Consider the following 18,140-nt stretch of genomic DNA (forward strand, 5'->3'; position numbering starts at 1 on the left):
GGATGCTTGTTGAGGCAATAACTTTTGCTTAAAAGCCCGGAGAGACATCAGTGCGGACCTCGCCCAAGGTCTTGAAGACCACGCGGAACATGATTGAGTCTGTTGGTTTAATTTCGCGATCTTGATAGTATGTGCGTTGCAACGTCGTGTCGAAGGTCAAACACTCATCTTCATAGGTAAAGCCCAAGGTGTTGGACCGGGGGCCACCATCGTCGGTTAAGTCGCGTACCCCAGCAAGTCGGCCTTTCCAAAATTCCGATAGCTCTTGGGTCAAGTTGTAGCTAATTTCTTGTCGTCCGGAAAACTCACTGTCATCGTGACGGTCGAACATGGAATAGTTGACATCGTAATTGAAGCCGCTGACCTGGCCATTGAGGCCGATTTCATTGCGGTGGAATTCCAATGATGAGCGGTCCATGCGGGTGCGATAGAGAAGGCTGAGATGATCCCCCGGAGACACTTCGAGACGGCCGACCAAATCGGAGAAATTGTCTTCGAGGCCTGAATTCGTCGCAAATGTATCGTCTTCAGCAAGACGATAGCTTTGCCCCACCAATACGGAGGTAAAGCCGCCACCATCGCCAACCAGACCCCATTTCATCCCGTAGTTCACCCGCGGACCGCTTTCGACCCGGTCGTAGCCGGTAAAGCGATTGGCGCTAAAGAGGTTGGCATCGTTAAAATCGAAATCCTGACTGTCCTCATTGGACATTTTCCAAGAGTTGCCCCCGTATGGGCTGACCACGAACTGCGCTATGGGTTCGATCACTTCGGTCACACTGTTGGTGCGTTTGGCAAACGGCCAACGCCAATCCATGGACAGTTCCGGATACGCTCTGAGAGCAGAGCCATTGTACGTCGACGAACCGTTGGTCGCGTTAGAACGGTTGGCGGGGGCAGAGAGTTCGCTGGTGTTGAAGAAGTCCAGCCCCATGGTTGCCGAGAGCTTGTAAATATCGCCCTTAGGCGCAATGTGTTGAAGGTTCCAGCTGGGGCGGATTGTGATGCGGTTACTATCGACGCCTTCTGAACGGGTGATGGAGGACATGTGGACGTCTAGGGTATTGTACGCGCCATACTTGTCCGCTTCGCCTTGATGGGCGTATTCCAGGATTGGCATGACCAGTGGTGTGGTCTTTTGATCATCATCTGCACGCAGGCCTTGATAGGTGACGGTTGATAGTGATCCGTAGTTGTTTCCGCGGAAGCCTTCGATGTACGCTTTCGATGTCAATGTGTTGTGCCCGCCAAAACCATAACGACGCATGTAGGTGTCTGTGCTGGAGCCGTTAAGATCCAGCCCCCAGCGCCAGGTGTCATCCAGTTCAAAGCGGGTTTCGGATTCGATGTGCCCATGGGCAGTGCCGTCAGAATCATACGCAACACTCGCGAAGGCATCGATGCTTCCATCCATAAAGCGGTGGCGGTATTCCCCCGCCAGTGCACCTAACTCTTGGGAGGTCATAATCGGTGTGACTGTGAGGTCAGAATGATCGTCCATCACGTAGAAATAAGGCGTGCGGGCGACAAAGCCTAAGTCACTGGAGCCCCCCCAGTTGGGCGTTAAAAAGCCAGATTTCCGTTTAACGCTAGGATCGGGATAGCTCAGATATGGGGTGTAGGCGACGGGAAAACCGAAGACTTCCATCCACGCGTGGCGGTACGTGATGACCTTTTCGGTGCGATCGTGAACGATCTTGACGGCTTTCAATTGCCAGACCAGAGGGCGACCGGGGTCTTCTTTGCATTGTTCACACGGCGAGTAGACGGCCCGTTCCATGGTCATGGTTTCGTCATTGACCAATTGGGCGCGTTGGGCGGCAAAACGCGACTGATCAGCCATGACAGCCATCAAATCTTCGATCACTCCGTTTTTCAGATCGCCGGTGATTTCAAACTTGTCGGCAAATAAGATGTCGCCGGACGGTTGGTGCAAGGCAACATTACCGGTTGCTGTGATGGTGTCGGTGTTTTGGTTGTAGTTGATAGCGTCGGCCAAAAGCGTGCGGTCGTTTTGGTTCACTTCGACATGGCCTGTGGCTATGATAATGCCGAGCTCTTGATCGTGCGACATTTCATCCGCGACAAAGCGGGCTGGCTGCTCTTCTTGGGCCGGGGCCTGTGCCAGCGCAGCGCTCAGAGATACACCGCAATACACAAGGGCGGCGCAAAGCGCAGAGATCAAATATGTGCTTTTAACCAACATCGTGGAATTAACCGTCCTCAAGATGCAACAACATGGCAAGCCCCAGCATTGACGCCACTCCGGATGGCGCCCATGCGGCTAGCGTAACGGGGATGCTGTCCGACAGCCCCAACGCAAAGACCACGTCTGAAAAGAAATACAAAACGAAACCTGTGAACACGCCGGAAGCGATGACGAAAGTGGTGCCACCTCTTCGGGCGTGACGCAACGAAAAAGTTGCCGCAATCAAGACCATTGCACACATTAAAAGCGGGGTCGCTAAGAGCGAATGCCACTGCAGGCGGTGGCGAATGGCGGAAAAGCCAGCCTCTTCCAAAGTGTCGATGAACTCCGACAGCTTCCAAAAAGACATGGTGTCGGGACTGGCGAAGTTATCCTGAATTCGGGTTAGTGTCAGGTCTGTTTCCAGCCAATATTCGGGCAGATGTTCCGGAGGGGCTTCGGGGCTGTTGATCCAGGTGTTTTCCATGCGCCAAAAGCCATCGCCCAAAACCGCGCGTTCCGCATCAACCCGTCCGATGAAGGTGTCTTGGCCTTGAAACAGATAGGTGATGGTGTTTTGCAACTCGACGCTTTCAGCTTTTTGCAACAGGTTTGCAGCGTGGATGACGGCATGCCCCTCAGCCGTGCCTTGACGCAACCACAGCCCATTTTTTGAAATGGCCAAGATGGAACGCTGCCCTTTGAGATACATGCCTTCCATGGCCTGAAAACGCGCCAATGTGGCTGATGATAGGGGGTTGAAGGCGCCAACCTTAAAGGCCCCCAGCAGGGTGGCTAAAATCAGCGCGGGCAGCAAGAACTGCCAAGCCGAAATCCCGGCGGCGCGGGTCACGGCCAGCTCTTGACTGCGCGAAAGACGCCAAAAAGCCAGCATACCGCCGAACAAGGCGGCAAAGGGGAACAACAGTTGGCCCATATGCGGAAGTTTGAGCAGCGCCATCTGGACCACGATCCAAAACGTTACATCTGGCTTAGACGAGGCACGGCGCAGCAGCTCAATGGTGTCGAGCAACAAGATCAGAACCATGAGGCCCAAGAAAAACGCGAGAAAACTCAGCAAGAAGTTGCGGCCGATATAGATGGACAGAGTTCTGGAAAGTAACATCAGATCTCCTCCCCTAAGCCGCTTGGCCGCTGTGCGGCGGCGCGGGCTGGCGTTTGTTTATCAACCCGGTGAACTTGCCCGGTGTGAGCAGGACAATCATGCCCACTGCAACGGGGAGGAGGGCGACGGCATAAATCGTCCCATAGAGCGCTTCGTTCTTGGCCGCAGCATTGATGACGGCCAGCATAGAACCTTGGTAAACTGCAGCCAGCACAACGGCGACAAAGACGCGCCGGCCTTCGCCGCGCCGGGTAAACGCGCCGGAAATGAGCACGCTGAGCGCGATCATAACAAACCCCAAAGCGCTCAACGGAAGCGCTAAGCGGCGGTGAATTTCGACCTTGTACTTGCCGATGGAGCGCAAATCCAAGCCCGTGGTGTCCAGGTCATGAAGTTCCGCCAAGGTCCGCTCGCGGGGCTCCCTGTGGCGCACGTTGCCCTCTTCCGTCGGTGGATCCAAGTCCAACACGGACTGGTCAAAGTACAAAATCGTCAGCTGCTTGGATTCATTGGTGAATTCTTGGCGCGAGCCGTTGAACATCAACACCCGCCCCCCGTCTTCGTTTTCGACCAAGGCGCCGCGTTCCGCAAGCCAGGTTTCAGATTTGAAATTATCGCGTTCAATATGGGCCATGATGCCCAGCAATTGGCCGTCATCGGTGCGCTCGCGCACATAAACCGTGACACCTCTGGAGATGTCGTTAAACGTGCCTTCTTTCAGCAAAATGTGTGAAAAATTGTAGCGCGCATCCCATTTTAGCGAGCGAAATTCCGCATAGGATGTCGGCACGATGTAGATCGATAACAGATAGCCGATCCCAACCATGATCATGCCGAGGATGATCGCAGGCTTAGCCAACGCCAGTTGGCCGAGGCCTGCGGAGCGCATAACCACCAGTTCGCGGTCCATAATCATGCGGTGATAGCTGAACGTGGTGATGGCAAATAAGCTGACGGGCAGAATGATGGTGAGGAAGTTCGGCATCATCAGGCCGGTCAAGTACACGAATGTGCTGGCAGACAAGCCCGAGTTGACAATCAAATTCACAAAGCGCAAAGACTGGGTCAGCCACACCACGCAGGCCAGTGCCGACGCCACCAGCGTCATGCCCACAAACAGCTGCCAAAACATGTAACGGGTTAGACCGTTCATCAACTCTGGAAGTCCCCAAAAAGCACCAGCGCACCGTCAAATATTAACGGTATATTAAACCAGCGCGCAAAGTGCGGGAAAATTGCGGCAAAATCAAGGAAAAGTCGGACGTTCCGTCACGATTTCGGTGGCAAAACTTTGCCAGGATTCAAATGGTTGTGCGGATCGAGGGCTTGTTTGAGAGTCCGCATCAAATCCAATTCCACATCCGATTTCAAACGCGCCATTTCATCCGTTTTGAGCTGTCCGATGCCGTGCTCAGCGGAAAAGCTGCCGTTCATTTCAGCAATGAGGTCGTGGACCTTTGCATTGGTGGCATGCCAAAGGCCCAAAAACGCTTGTTTATCAGCGTCTTCAGGCTGAGTGAGGTTGAAGTGGATGTTGCCGTCGCCCAAGTGCCCGAAAGTCACGGGGCGTACGCCGGGGATCAGGGAACTGACCAAGTCTGTGGCCTTGGCAATCATTTCCGCCGTGCGTGAGACGGGGACAGAGACGTCATGCTTGATCGAACCACCTTCATACTTTTGCGCTTCTGGGATTGATTCTCGGATTTTCCAGAGCCCATCGGCCTGGGCCTCGCTTTGGGCGATGACGGCATCTTCAATGGTTGCAGCCTCAAAGGCGTCGCTCAGCAAGGCTTCCATCACCTGGGTCAGCTCGGCATCGGCGTTGGTGGAGCCCAATTCCAACAAAACATAACAATAGTGCTCTTTTTCCAATGGGTTGGAGGCTCCGTCGATGTGGCGTTCGACCAATTCCATAGAAAAACCGTTGAGCGCCTCGCAGGCCATCAATACGTCACCGGCGCGCTTTTGCGCCAGATGTAACAAGGTTTGGGCTTTGTCAAAGGACGCACAGCCCGCCAAGGCCACGGCCTTTTGCTGGAGCTTGGGATACAAGCGCAAGACCGCTTTGGTGATGATGCCCAAAGTGCCTTCCGAGCCCAAAAACAGCTCTTTGAGCTCATATCCGGTATTGTTTTTTCGCAGACTGCGTAGCCCATCCCAGACGCGCCCGTCGGCCAACACGACCTCCAGACCCAGCACCAATTGCCGGGCATTGCCATAGCGCACCACATGCACGCCACCGGCGTTGGTGGACAGGTTTCCACCGATCTGGCAGCTGCCTTCGGCGGCGAGGCTGAGGGGGAAGTAGGTGTCCGCGTCGGCTGCGGCGTCTTGCACGTTGGCCAAAATCGCACCGGCTTCTACCGTCATGGTGAGGTTGACGGGATCGACGTCCAAAATGGCGTTGAGGCGAGACATGTCAATCAAAACCGCACCGTCGGGAATGCCGCCGCCCACCAGCCCGGTGTTGCCGCCGTGAACCACAACGGGGACGTTGTGTTTCGCGCAAATCCGAACAATATCAGAGATATCTTGGGTGCTGCGTGGCTTTGTTAACGCAGGCGAGGTGCCCGTGTACAGCCCGCGTTGCTCGGTCAAGTGCCCGGCCAAATCTGCGGCGTCCGTGATGACAGACGTCTCCCCCAAAAGGGCGATCAGATCAGTGATAAGGCCGGACGCAGACATGGGCTAAATCTCGATATTCCCAATCGGGTCGTGGTATTTGGGCGGGGCGTTGGGGCTTTCGCCTTCTTTAGGCGCGGCTGCACGTTCTAAGCGGTCGTTGATGGCGCGGCCCAGGCCAACGTTCGGGATGGGGACCACGGCGATGCCGCGAATGCCCGGCATATCGAGTGCGCGCATCATGGTGAACAGGTTCGCCGCAGCTTCCTTCAAATCGCCCGCTTTGGACAGATTCAAACACGCGCGCTTGGGCATGTCGGGGCCAAATGTCAGCAGGCTTTCGCCGCGCTGGCGGTCCTCGGGGGCGACATTGATGCGGATGGGAATGGACGGTGCATAGTGGTTTTTCAATTGCCCCGGCGCTTTGACATCACCGGATACATCCGTTTTCACAGGCCCGGCCACGGCTTCGATGTCTTCGACAGACACACCGCCCGGACGCAACAACACAGGCGCGTCACCGGTGACATCAACAATGGTGCTTTCTACGCCAACTGGGCAGGCGCCGCCGTCGATGACCATGTTGAGGCCTTCGCCGTCTTTGAATTGCATCAGAACATGGATGGCTTGGCTGGGGCTGATGTAGCCCGATTTATTGGCGCTTGGCGCGGCGATGGGTACGCCTGCCGCCGCGATAATGGATTGGGCCACCGGATGGGCCGGGACGCGCACGGCGACGGTGTCGAGGCCCGCCGTCGTGGTCAGAGACAGCTCGCTGTCGTCTTTGCGCTTCATCACCAAAGTCAAAGCACCCGGCCAAAACGCATGGGCCAGTTTTTGTGCGAGATCGTTGAACTCAACGTATTGGGCGGCTTGGAACTCGTCTTTGACATGGATGATCAAAGGATTGAATGTCGGGCGGTTTTTGATGTCAAAAATGCCTGCGACGGCGCGGTCATTGGTGGCGTCTGCGCCTAAGCCATACACGGTTTCGGTGGGGAAGGCGATAAGCCCGCCCGCGCGCAAAACTTCGCCAGCTTCAAGGGCGGCTTCGTCGGAGGCATCGACAACTTTGAAATCCGGGAGCTCGGTCACAGTCATGTTCCGTTTCGCAATTCTCTAATATTCAACTGGGGTTTTACGCAAAAACGCTGGGCGCGTCCAGTCGGGGCGTTACAAAGGAGGCTGAAAACGAAATATGGGGAGTGCAAAAGGAAACCGCCAGACACAACGTCCTGACGGTTCCTTAACTTATCTCTGCGTTTGGCGCGGGTCGCCCTGAAACGCGCTCTCTCGGGGGATGGTGGCTCTCGCCACTGGCTCCAGCAATGGCCTCTCTGTCACCGTTTCCCTAACTTTTCCCCGGGTGCTGTCTCCTTCGGGTGATGGCCCGTCCTGCAGTCACAGCACAGAGGTGCTGCGGCTCTATCGCGGCGTTGGAAGCACGCTTCCTTAGCCGGCAAAGAAAGTGTGCGCCCAAAGGCTTAGGACAGTCAACGGCGAAGGGCAGGAAGATATCCCACTTGACAAGTCAGGTATCCTGAAAGGGGTAGGTTTTGGGAGCTTTTCCGGTCAACTTGACTGACCTAGCTGATGTGCTTAGGAAGCAGCTTCAATTCCCTTAGCGACGAAGTGCGGGTTTTCAAACCCTTCTTTGCCATAGGTCAGCTCGTTGCCGTCCAAATCGCACACACTGCCGCCTGCGGATTTCAACACCGCATGTGCGGCGGCGGTGTCCCATTCCATGGTGCGGCCCAGGCGGGGGTAAATATCGGCCAAACCACGCGCGATCATGCAAAACTTCAAGGAGCTTCCAGCCCCCGTTTCTTCCCGGATTTGGTATTGCGACAGATACTCGTCCGTTTCCGGGGTTTTGTGGCTTTTGGAGACCATGGCAGTCAAGCCTTCGGGCGGGAAGGCACGGCATTGGATTTGCGAAGGTCCGTTGCCCAAATCCGCGAACGCGCCCAAGGGGCTGCCCATAAACACATTGCCGTTGGTGGGCGTGTGCACCACACCGACGACGGGCAGGCCTAAATTAATCAGGGCAATATTGACGGTGAACTCGCCGGTCTTTTTCACGAATTCTTTGGTGCCGTCCAAGGGATCGACCAGCCAAAACGGCCCGCCGTCCAATTCCGGCGCTTCGCCATCGCTGAAGGCTTCTTCGCCGACGATGGGGAAGTCCTCGGTGATCTCTTGGCGGATGGCGCGACTGATGAGACTTTCTGCCAGCTTGTCGGCCTGGGTGACAGGGGACTGGTCGCCTTTGACCTCGACATCGAAATCGGTGTTGTAGATGGTCATGATTTCCTGGCCCGCGCGAACGGCGATCATGTGCAAGGAATCAAGCAAGGAAAAGGGGATGTTGAGGGTCATGTCAGGGCCTCTGTTCAGGGGACGGCGGTCACGAGGTTAAGCTATAAGGCCCAGCGTCTTTGAGTTCAATGATTTCCGTGCGTCGGAATGTCTGGCCAATCGGCGCCGGTCTCCGCAGCGATGAAACGCCAGCCCTGAAATGTGTCCGACCAATGATCAGCACCCATTCCGGCTTTGTTTTTCAGATGCGTCAGGAATTGTTTGGCATCGGGGAGCTGCTTCCACACAGAGGGCAGAAATAACGCGCGCCGCCCTCGGTCTTCGATGATCAAGCCATCCGTGCCGACATTGAGCTTGGTAATCAGGTCGTCTTCGTCGTTGAATAAAAACGGCTCTTGGGAGCTGAGGACGGAAAGATGAATGTCCAAGGCATCGGCCTCTTCAGCTTTTAGCGGGGCAAAGCGGGGGTCTTTGAAGGCGGAGCGGAAAGCATTTTTGGCGACGTCGGTGGCTAAGGGGCGGTGGGCTTCGGGGGATCCGATGCAGCCACGCAAGCGACCGTTTTTGTTTAACGTGACAAAACACGCGCCGGGTTCAGCCATCACAGTCGGCAGTGTGTCTAAAGCAAGGGAAAGTGGTGTGCCATGGGAGAGCCCGTGTTCGACGGAGCCTTTGGCGATTTGCAAGAACACGTCGCCGTGCTCGTCCAAGAGCTCGCGGGTTTTGCGGGCGAACGCGCTTTCGGTTTCAACTGTGTTCACGTTCCCAAAACCCCCATGATCCATAACCGACGACTTGTTTTTTTGTGCCTGCCGTATCGCCTGAATTGCGTAAATCGAGCGTGCGAACCTCAAGCCCCTTGCGTTTCGCCAATTCCAGCAGGCCTTTGACGGGCATGCGTCCACACGCTTGTTTGTTGCCGATGGCCTGCCAGTCCAGCTGCTCAATGGCTGAGCACGTTTGCTGGTCGAGCGCTTTGGCGCTGTCGTAATCCAGATAGTGGCTGAGATCCGATGAAATCACGATCAAGGTTTCCGGCCCGCCCCAGACGGCGTCCAAAATGTTGGCAACCATAACCGCATCCGCCGCCCCCACGACCATGGGAATAAGCGCAAAGTCGTCCAAAATGGACTGCAAAAACGGGATGTGGACTTCTAGGGAATGTTCGTTCGCATGGGTCGCGTCGAACACGTGAACACCGGGGAGCTCCAAGAGCTGTTCGTCCAAGCTGTGGTCGATGGGCATCGAGCCCAACGGGGTGAGAAACGCATCTGCGCTCGACAACGCAACGCCCTGCACGGCCACACGGTGGCACGGCCCCAAGAGCACAACCCGTTTGACGACACCCTTTAACGGCAGGATGTGCGCGTAAGCATGTGCAGCGACGAGGCCGGAATAAACGTAGCCCGCATGGGGCGCGATCAAGGCCTTGGGTGGGGCGTGCACGTCTTCAGAGGCCTCGGCCAAATAGGACAAGACCTGCTTGGACAGGGTTTTGGCGTCGGCGGGGTAAAACTGACCCGCCACGGCAGGGGGGCGTACGTTTGACATAGCCCCTAGATACTATACGCAAATGGAAGAAACGAAAACCGTTAGGCGCGCAGCAGGCGCAACGTCACACGCAAACCGCCGGCTGGGTTGTTTTCCAGTGACAATTCACCGCCGTGCAGTTCGACCAAGCGTTTGCAAAGCGGCAAGCCAAAACCAGACCCGGTCCGGTTGGCGTCCATCAAGGCTTGACCGTCCGGCAGTTTGAAAATCGAAAAGGTTTCTTCGGTCATGCCGGTGCCGGTGTCTTCGATGATGATCTCGTGGTGTTCCGACGTCGATTGCACCGAAAGGGTGATTGAGCCTGCGCTGGGCGTGTTTTTATAGGCATTGCTGATGAGATTGCGGACAACGGTGTCGATACGCCATTCGTTACCCAAAACTTTGATGCTTTCAAAACCGCTGGCGGACATTTGGATGTTTTCCGATTCAGCCTGCAATCTGAACAGATCCAAATTCCGTTTGATGATGGGGTGCATATCGACAGGGACGTTTTCAGTGTCGAGATCTCCCGATTGCAGCACGGACCATTGTTGCAAGTTGTCCAAAACCCCCATCGCGGTGTCGATGCCGAACGAAATCATGTGGCCGTATTGGCTTAGCTCTTTGGGGGTGATAGCCTCGGGATTAAGGGCGATTTTGTCGCCGTAATTGCGAATGGCGTAGATCGGGTTCTTCAAGTCGTGTCCGATGATCGACAGCAGCATTTCCTTGTGCTGGTTGGCCTGGGTCAACTGACATTCTTTTTGGCGCAGGCGCCTGTTCATGGTCGTCTGGTACGCCAAAGCGACAAGACCAGCGGCCAAGGTCAGGACGCCGACGATGAACGCATCCCAAAACCATGAGGGCAATGCGTTCGGCTTGGCTTCGAACAATAATCCAGAAATATCGAAGTCTTGGGAAATCAGGCCCAGTTCTTTGTATGTGTTGGCGATCGCTGTCCAGCGTGCTGGCGTCATGTATCCAACTTCGACGATGTCGGGCAAAATCAGGTCTCGAGTGCGCCCGGCCTCATAGGCTAGGTGTTCACGATCCTTGATAGTGGGATAGGTTTTGAGGATGTGATCAATGGTCTTATCCATATTGTTGAGCGCATATGTCCAGCCTTTCTTTGAGGCTTCCCAGAATGCTTTGACCTGTTCGGGGTGGTCGGTGACCATGTGCTCGGTGGTAAACAGATTGTCGCCATAAAAATCGATGCCGCTGCTGATGGGGCGCAGCAACAGGTAGTCCTCGCGGACTTGCTCCATGATGTAGGGCTCGTCCGTGGTATAAACGGACATGCCGTCAACGCGCTCATCCAAAAGCTGGCCGACGTTAAACGTATGTTCAACGATGTTAAGGTTATGGGTGTCGATCCCTTCTGTGGCGAAGGCTGCCATCAGCTCTGCGGAGTGGGGCTCGATCATCAAGGTTGAAGAGGCCAGTTGATGGATGTTGGTGATGCCGGAATCCATGCGCACCATGACGGCCAAAGGGGAGTGCTGGAAAATGGTTCCCAACACCACAACGGGGTGGCCTTGGTCTCGCATCAATATGAGATCGGATGTGCCGACGCCAAAGTGCGCGCGTTCTTCGATCACTTCATGGATGGGCTCTAGGCCCGGTTTGGCTTCACGGATTTCGACATTCAGTCCGGCGTCAGCATAATAGCCCAGCTCTTTCGCCATATAATATCCGGCGAACTGAAACTGGTGTTTCCATTTGAGCTGCAAAGTCACCTTAGCCGGACCACCGGAAGCGATGTCCAGTGCTTGTGCAGGCGCTGCCATGCCCAAAGCCCAAAAGAGAGCGATGATGAGCAGTTTATTCAAGATTTCGCCCCAACACCGTTGGTGACGGAAGCTCTGTGCGTTCGGGGTCGAGCCTTCTGTCATAACGCGATCATGGTATAATGATTTTCTCAACTTAGATACCGCGAACCCGGCACCTATACTTAGGGATAGGGATGGAAAACTAAAGGATAATACCGTGAGCACTTCGTCAATTCCCGGATCAACCCCCAGTGTATTTCCGGGCGCCGTTTCGGGTCGCTATTGGCGGGCCCTGGATGATGGGCGGGTGCAGTGCGATGTTTGCCCGCGTCAGTGTAAAATCCGTGAAGGACAGCGGGGGCTGTGTTTTGTGCGCGCCGTCGAAAACGGCGAAGTGGTGCTGACCACCTATGGTCGCTCATCCGGGTTTTGCGTGGATCCCATTGAAAAGAAACCGCTGAACCATTTTTTGCCGGGCACGCCGGTTCTGTCGTTCGGCACGGCGGGCTGCAATCTGACGTGTAAGTTCTGCCAAAACTGGCCCGCAAAAACGCACAAAATCCAATAAAATCAATGCTTTAGATGGTGTATACACAGTTTTTGTTCTATGCAGTGTGTGCAATCAATTTGGCAACATTGAAAAAGTCAAAAATATCAGTGCGTTATGATGTTTTTGGGAAGCTGTTTTTCAAAATTAGAAAAGTGTATACACGTCCCCACCCTAAAAACTGTGTATGAGAGCACTTTATATGGCTGTTTTTAGACAAGCATTTATGAGGGAGTTGAGCTTGTGTTATCCATTCATATTTGTGTATCTTGGCGTAAGAATTTCATAAGCACAATGATGGAGAATGGCGGTGTCGGACAGCAAAATCAAAATCAAAATGGGAGCCATTGAAGTAGAGTTTGAAGGAAGTACGGAGTTTCTGAAACAAGAGTTACTTGATCTGGTTGAGGCCGTTTCTAAATTGCATAAAGAAACTCACAATGGTTCTGGCTTGCAAACCGTAGAAACTGGAAATCAACAACAGCTTTCTGATGCGGCAAAACCATCAGACACCATAGTTGGAACAACAAACGAAATAGCTAAAAAACTGGGTGTGAATAATGGGGCGGACTTAATTTTTGCAGCTGCTGCGAAGTTGTTTTTTGTTGATGGTTCAGCAACATTTTCTAACGACGATTTGCGTAGGGAAATGAATTTAGCAACAAGCTTTGTAAACAAGAGTATGAAAAGTAACTTTGCGACGAATCTTAAAAATGCGGCCAAAAATGACAGATTAAAAGAAGTTGGTACTAACACATACTCTCTTCCTGCAAAGGTGGAGGATGAGGTAAGGGTGAAACTTGTATAACGACAAAACACTCAAGCACTATATCCATACGGGTACTTTGTCCCAGAAGGACATTGTCCTCATTGCTCTAGGTGTTGATGAATGCGAGCCTAAAACTATACCTCAAATTAGGAAATTGCTTATCAATGCTGGAAAAAGAGAAGCAGCAAGATGGAATCTTCCAAGCATATTAAGCCGTGCTGATAGGTTAGCAATTAAGACGAGTGATGGTTGGGAACTAACTGAGAATGGTGTTTCTGAGGTGGTGGGACTAGGCGTCCCCATCAAATCTGATGCAGTGACCAAAGTTGCGTCCAAGCTAAGAAAAATTGCAGAAGATCACATTACCTCGGCACAAACTAAATCTTTTGTTCTTGAAGCTATAGCTTGTCATGAAGAAGAACATCATCGAGCTGCCGTCGTTTTGAGTTGGATCGGCGCTGCAAATCTTTTGTATGAGTATGTCTTTGCTAACAAGCTTGCGGAGTTCAATGCTGAAGCAAAACGTAGAAATGCAAAATGGAAAGATGCGAAATCAACTGATGATTTCACCAATATGAAAGAGTATGACTTTCTCCAGGTTGCTCACGCGATTTCGGTCATTGGTAAAAGTGTCAAGACTGAGTTGGAGCAAAGGTTGAAATTTCGGAATGGGTGCGGACATCCGAACTCACTGAAAATATCTGATAGTGCAGTGGCGCATCATATTGAAATTTTGCTTCTAAACGTTTTTGAGCCTTTCGGTGCCAATGTGTCATAGGTGCCTCATCGTACCTAAATATCGGTGTATAATGTCCTTATGGACAACATTGTAAGCACCCAATACTGGAAGCAGTTGGATGACGGGCGGATTGAATGCACGGTATGTCCGCGCCGCTGCAAATTGCACGATGGTCAATTTGGTCTGTGTTCCGTTAGGGGGGCAGCGAACGGTCAAATCTATCTGATGTCCTATGGCGATGCGTCTGGGTTTTGCATTGATCCGATAGAAAAGAAACCTCTAAATCATTTTTTGCCGGGAACGCCGATCCTGTCATTTGGGCAAGTCGGATGTAATCTTACGTGTCGCTTCTGCCAAAATTACACCATCTCAAAAACCAAAAGTTCGGCCCTTCAAGCGGATATGGAATCCCTTCAAAAAGGTCGACACACAGTACATACACAAAATGGGCGCGAATTTGTTCATTTAGAACAAGGGGATATGACTAGCAAGTCCAGCCAAAACTGGGACATCTCTAAGTCACGCCAATTCGATACATTGATGGCCAAAGCTTCCCCAGAACGCATCGCCGAGCGCGCCCTGGAGGCTGGCTGTCGTTCGGTCGCGTTTACCTACAATGACCCCGTGATCTTTTTGGAATACGCTGTCGATACGGCGAAGGCTTGCCACGACCTGGGGTTAAAAACTGTGGCCGTGACAGCGGGCTATATTGGTGGGGACGCCCGGCGGGAATTCTTTTCGCACATGGACGCGGCCAATGTGGACTTGAAGTGCTTTACCGAAGACTTCTACCAAAAACTCTGCACCGCACGTCTCAGCGATGTGTTGGAGACGTTGGTTTATCTCAAGCACGAAACGGACGTCTGGTTCGAGTTGACGACTTTGTTGATCCCTGGGCAAAACGACAGTGATGAAGAGCTAGACGCCATGACCAAATGGGTGGTGGCGGAGCTTGGCCCAGATGTGCCGATGCATTTCACGGCGTTCCATCCCGATTGGAAAATGCGCGATATCGCCCGCACGCCACACGCAACCTTAACGAAGGCACGCGCGATCGCGCTAAAAAATGGTGTTCAGTATGCGTATGTGGGAAATGTGCATGACCTGGCCCAAGAAAGCACGTATTGTCACGCCTGTGGGGAGACGTTGATCGGTCGCGATTGGTATGAGCTGTCCACGTGGAACGTCACTGACACGGGGGACTGCCGCGCATGCGGTACGACTTTGGCGGGGGTGTTCGACGGCCCGCCGGGAACCTGGGGGGCGAAACGTTTGCCCCTTTCGCTATGACCTCAACAAAGACTTACCCCAACATGCCTCAGTTCAATCGCCGCCACCTGATTTTGGCTATTAAGCTGGTGATCTCCGTTGTTTTGGTCGGATGGCTTTTGCATTCCGTCGGGCTCAAGGATGCTGTTCAACGCATGATGACCGTCGATCCCGTGTGGTTCGCTTTGGCCGTCGCGGTCGGCACCGTGCACATGGTGATTGGTACCGTTCGCTGGCAAGCCGTCCTGTTTGCTTTGAACGAAACGCTGCCTTGGGGGCAGATCTTTCGCTTTATGTACATCGGGGGCTTTTTTAACCAAACGCTGCCCTCTTCGGTCGGCGGCGATGCCGTTCGCGGGTATATGGCCTATAAATCCGGGCAATCCGTGCGTGGGGCTGTGAACGGTGTGCTGTTGGACCGGGTGATAACCGTGTTCTCGCTGATTTTCGTGTCGGTGGTTATGACCCTCTTGGGCGCTTCGGACTTAAAGGGGGGCGAGTGGTTCGCGAACGGCGTGTGGCTTGTTTGGGGCTTGGCCTTGGGCGGTGTCGCGGTGCTGATGGTCCTCGACCGGCTCCCCGCACGTTTGTCGCACTTGTCCTTTGTGCGCGTGATGTCGGTTTTTGCCAGCGATACGCGGACATTGTTTTTAAGCGTGCCGCACAACGGTCTGGTTTTGCTGATCGGAGCCGTAGGTCATGCCAATATTTCGGTGTTGATTTTTACGCTGGCCATGGGATTGGGGTTGGATATCACCCTGGCCAATTGTTTGTTGCTGTTCCCGCCCGTCCTCTTGATTCAGACCTTGCCCATTTCCGTAGCGGGGTGGGGGGTGCGTGAAGGCGCTATGGTCGCCATGTTCGCTTTGGTCGGCGTGCCTGCAGAAGGTGTTTTGGCCATGTCCATCTTGTTCGGTTTGGTGCTGATTATTATGAGTTTGCCGGGGCTTTGGTTTTGGTTGGCTGCTGATAAGTATTCCATGAAAGACGCTGAGCAGTTCGCGAAACAATAAGACGACAATCTTCTTTTCTTTGTCGTCTGTCTTGCTAGAGTGTTCGCAATTCTTTTTTTCGCTGCCTATATCCTGGTTAGTGTAATTCCCTTTTGAAGACGGAGCTTAGGTCCTATGAAGATCTCGTTTGCCAATATCGCTGTTCCCAAGGCTGGTGCCATCGTCGTCGGCGTTCTCGAAGGCCGCAAGTTGACGGCCTCAGCCGAAGCCGTAGACAAGGAAACCAAGGGTGCGGTCTCGCGCGCGATCAAGGCAAGCTCGTTCAAGGGCTCGAAGAATCACGCACTCACCGTGATGACGCCCGCAGGCCGCATTCAACGCGTTGTCTGTGTCGGTTTGGGCAAAGCCAAAGACCTAGACAAGCTCGCCCTGCAAAACCTTGGCGGCTACATCGTCAAAACGCTCAAAGCGCATGCCGCCGTTGCCCAAGTTCTGGTCGACGCGGTGGAGGGTTGCGAACTGAAGCCCCACGAAATGGCCGCCGAAGTCGCGTTTGGCGCGCGTCTGGGCTCTTACACCTTCGACAAATACAAAACCAAGAAAAAAGGCCACAGCGACGTCAAGCTCAAAGAGGTCAAGCTCCTGAGCAAAACGTCCGCCAAAGCCAAAGCCCTGTATGAGCCCCAAGACAAGGTCGCCGACGGTGTGTTCATGACCCGCGATTTGGTGTCCGAGCCCGCCAACGTCTTGTATCCCGAAAGCTTGGCTGAACAGACGAAAACACTCGCCAAGCTCGGCATCAAAGTGGAAGTCTTGAGCAAAACGCAGATGAAGCGTCTGGGCATGGGCGCCTTATTGGGCGTGGCCCAGGGCAGTGCCAACGAGCCTAAGCTGGTGGTCATGAATTATGTCGGCAAGCCCAAACGCAAAGGGGCCAAACCCACCAAAGCGGACGCCCCCATCGCGTTCGTCGGCAAGGGTGTGACGTTCGACAGCGGCGGTATTTCCATCAAGCCGTCGGCAGGCATGGAAGACATGAAGTGGGACATGGGTGGCGCAGGTGTCGTCATTGGCCTGATGAAAGCGTTGGCGGGCCGCAAAGCCAAAGTCAACGCCGTTGGTGTTGTCGGCTTGGTCGAAAACATGCCGTCGGGCACGGCGCAACGTCCCGGTGACATCGTGACGTCCATGTCCGGTCAAACCATCGAGGTGTTGAACACCGACGCCGAAGGCCGTTTGGTCTTGGCGGACGCGCTGCACTACACCAATGAACGCTTCAAGCCGCACACCATTATCGATTTGGCGACCTTGACGGGTGCCATCATGGTGGCCTTGGGCACGCACTATGCGGGGCTGTTTTCCAACGATGACGATCTGGCTTGGGATTTGATCAATTCTGGCCGTGAAGTGGGCGAGCGCGTGTGGTCTCTGCCCATCGGTCCGGAGTACGACAAGATGATCAATTCATCGGTCGCCGACATGCAAAACATCGGCGGGCGTTATGGCGGAAGCATCACGGCTGCACAATTCCTCAAGCGTTTTGTCGGGGACACCAAATGGGCTCACTTGGATATCGCGGGCATGACTTGGTCCAAGTCTGGCTCCAACATCGCACCCAAAGGCGGCACTGGCTACGGTGTTCGCCTGTTGGATCAATACGTGAAGCACAAGATCGAAAAAATCGGCTAGTCTTTCAATGACCCAAATCGCCTTCTACCACTTAACACGCTCCCCCCTCGAAGCGGCTTTGCCGAAGTTGTTGGAAAAGACTTTGGAAGCGGGGAAGCGGGCTGTGGTGGTGGCGGGCTCAGTTCAGCGTGTTGAGCATTTGAACGGTGCGCTGTGGACCTATGACGCTGGGGCTTGGTTGGCGCATGGTTCAGCCAAGGACGGGTATGAGAGCGATCAGCCCGTGTGGCTGACCGACAGCGACGACAACCCCAATGAAGCTCAGTTCTTGTTTTTAACGGACGGAGCGGCCCGTGAGGGTTTGGAAAACTATGAGCGCTGTTTCGAGCTGTTCGACGGCGCCAACCCGGACATGGTCAAGCAAGCCCGCGAAAAGTGGAAGGCGTACAAAGACGCCGGACACGAACTGACCTATTGGCAGCAAACCGAACAGGGCGGGTGGTCTAAAAAAGAGACGTGAGGACGAGGTCATGGGTTCATGAACAATCATTGCGCCACAACCGTCCACTGAAGCTCCACAAGCAGACGCATATTGGTGAAGCAGATAAGGTCAGAGTTTGACCCAAGGCGGACATAAGGTGCCGTCCCTCTGCTCGACAGGCCATCACCCTATACAT

At 54.0% G+C, this 18,140-nt stretch carries 15 protein-coding genes and 1 pseudogene; 7 read left to right on the forward strand and 9 right to left on the reverse strand.

All coding sequences use genetic code 11. The features are described from left to right. Nucleotides 1-28: 28 nt before the first annotated feature. The 9 genes from V5T82_RS10795 to V5T82_RS10835 form a co-directional block, all read right to left on the reverse strand. Nucleotides 29-2,206, reverse strand: coding sequence for an LPS-assembly protein LptD (locus tag V5T82_RS10795; RefSeq protein ID WP_332895644.1), 2,178 nt, complete (start codon nucleotides 2,204-2,206; stop codon nucleotides 29-31). Nucleotides 2,207-2,213: 7 nt separating this feature from the next. Beyond that, entirely contained in the window at nucleotides 2,214-3,314 is a 1,101-nt protein-coding gene (gene lptG / locus V5T82_RS10800; protein WP_332895645.1) for an LPS export ABC transporter permease LptG, read from the reverse strand. A gap of 13 nt (nucleotides 3,315-3,327) precedes the next feature. Then, nucleotides 3,328-4,467 (reverse strand): LPS export ABC transporter permease LptF, encoded by a 1,140-nt coding sequence (lptF, locus tag V5T82_RS10805; RefSeq protein WP_332895646.1) that lies wholly within the window; start codon nucleotides 4,465-4,467, stop codon nucleotides 3,328-3,330. Nucleotides 4,468-4,583: 116 nt separating this feature from the next. Then, nucleotides 4,584-5,999 (reverse strand): FAD-binding oxidoreductase, encoded by a 1,416-nt coding sequence (locus V5T82_RS10810; protein WP_332895647.1) that lies wholly within the window; start codon nucleotides 5,997-5,999, stop codon nucleotides 4,584-4,586. Nucleotides 6,000-6,002: 3 nt separating this feature from the next. Further along, complete coding sequence (locus V5T82_RS10815) at nucleotides 6,003-7,037, reverse strand: L-threonylcarbamoyladenylate synthase (protein ID WP_442917573.1); 1,035 nt, start codon at nucleotides 7,035-7,037, stop codon at nucleotides 6,003-6,005. Between the two features lie 498 nt (nucleotides 7,038-7,535). Then, nucleotides 7,536-8,315, reverse strand: coding sequence for a 3'(2'),5'-bisphosphate nucleotidase CysQ (cysQ, locus tag V5T82_RS10820; RefSeq protein WP_332895649.1), 780 nt, complete (start codon nucleotides 8,313-8,315; stop codon nucleotides 7,536-7,538). 65 nt (nucleotides 8,316-8,380) lie between these two features. Further along, a complete protein-coding gene (gene amrA / locus V5T82_RS10825; protein ID WP_332895650.1) occupies nucleotides 8,381-9,016 on the reverse strand; it encodes an AmmeMemoRadiSam system protein A in 636 nt (211 codons plus the stop codon). Continuing rightward, a complete protein-coding gene (gene amrB, locus V5T82_RS10830; protein ID WP_332895651.1) occupies nucleotides 9,003-9,806 on the reverse strand; it encodes an AmmeMemoRadiSam system protein B in 804 nt (267 codons plus the stop codon). Before amrB ends, amrA begins: the two co-directional genes overlap by 14 nt. A gap of 41 nt (nucleotides 9,807-9,847) precedes the next feature. Continuing rightward, nucleotides 9,848-11,680 carry an ABC transporter substrate-binding protein gene (locus V5T82_RS10835; protein ID WP_332895652.1) on the reverse strand — a complete coding sequence of 611 codons (1,833 nt, stop codon included), beginning with the start codon at nucleotides 11,678-11,680 and terminating at the stop codon, nucleotides 9,848-9,850. Nucleotides 11,681-11,789: 109 nt separating this feature from the next. Between V5T82_RS10835 and V5T82_RS10840 the strand changes: the two are divergent. The 7 genes and pseudogenes from V5T82_RS10840 to V5T82_RS10870 all read left to right on the forward strand — a co-directional run. Next, nucleotides 11,790-12,098 (forward strand): annotated as a pseudogene (locus V5T82_RS10840) (AmmeMemoRadiSam system radical SAM enzyme); the annotation flags it as partial. Between the two features lie 316 nt (nucleotides 12,099-12,414). Beyond that, nucleotides 12,415-12,912, forward strand: coding sequence for a hypothetical protein (locus tag V5T82_RS10845; RefSeq protein WP_332895653.1), 498 nt, complete (start codon nucleotides 12,415-12,417; stop codon nucleotides 12,910-12,912). Next, a complete protein-coding gene (locus V5T82_RS10850) occupies nucleotides 12,905-13,651 on the forward strand; it encodes a hypothetical protein (protein ID WP_332895654.1) in 747 nt (248 codons plus the stop codon). The genes V5T82_RS10845 and V5T82_RS10850 overlap by 8 nt, the downstream gene beginning before the upstream one ends. Nucleotides 13,652-13,690: 39 nt before the next feature. Beyond that, on the forward strand, nucleotides 13,691-14,902 hold the full coding sequence (gene amrS / locus V5T82_RS10855; RefSeq protein WP_332895655.1) for an AmmeMemoRadiSam system radical SAM enzyme: 1,212 nt from the start codon (nucleotides 13,691-13,693) through the stop codon (nucleotides 14,900-14,902). A 23-nt stretch (nucleotides 14,903-14,925) separates the two neighbouring features. Continuing rightward, on the forward strand, nucleotides 14,926-15,894 hold the full coding sequence (locus V5T82_RS10860) for a lysylphosphatidylglycerol synthase transmembrane domain-containing protein (protein ID WP_332895656.1): 969 nt from the start codon (nucleotides 14,926-14,928) through the stop codon (nucleotides 15,892-15,894). A 114-nt stretch (nucleotides 15,895-16,008) separates the two neighbouring features. Further along, nucleotides 16,009-17,523, forward strand: coding sequence for a leucyl aminopeptidase (locus tag V5T82_RS10865; RefSeq protein WP_332895657.1), 1,515 nt, complete (start codon nucleotides 16,009-16,011; stop codon nucleotides 17,521-17,523). A 7-nt stretch (nucleotides 17,524-17,530) separates the two neighbouring features. Beyond that, nucleotides 17,531-17,983 (forward strand): DNA polymerase III subunit chi, encoded by a 453-nt coding sequence (locus tag V5T82_RS10870; protein ID WP_332895658.1) that lies wholly within the window; start codon nucleotides 17,531-17,533, stop codon nucleotides 17,981-17,983. The last annotated feature ends 157 nt before the right edge of the window (nucleotides 17,984-18,140 follow it).

Origin of the sequence: Magnetovibrio sp. PR-2, assembly GCF_036689815.1 — a bacterium.
In the GTDB taxonomy this organism is placed as follows: Bacteria; Pseudomonadota; Alphaproteobacteria; order Rhodospirillales; family Magnetovibrionaceae; genus Magnetovibrio.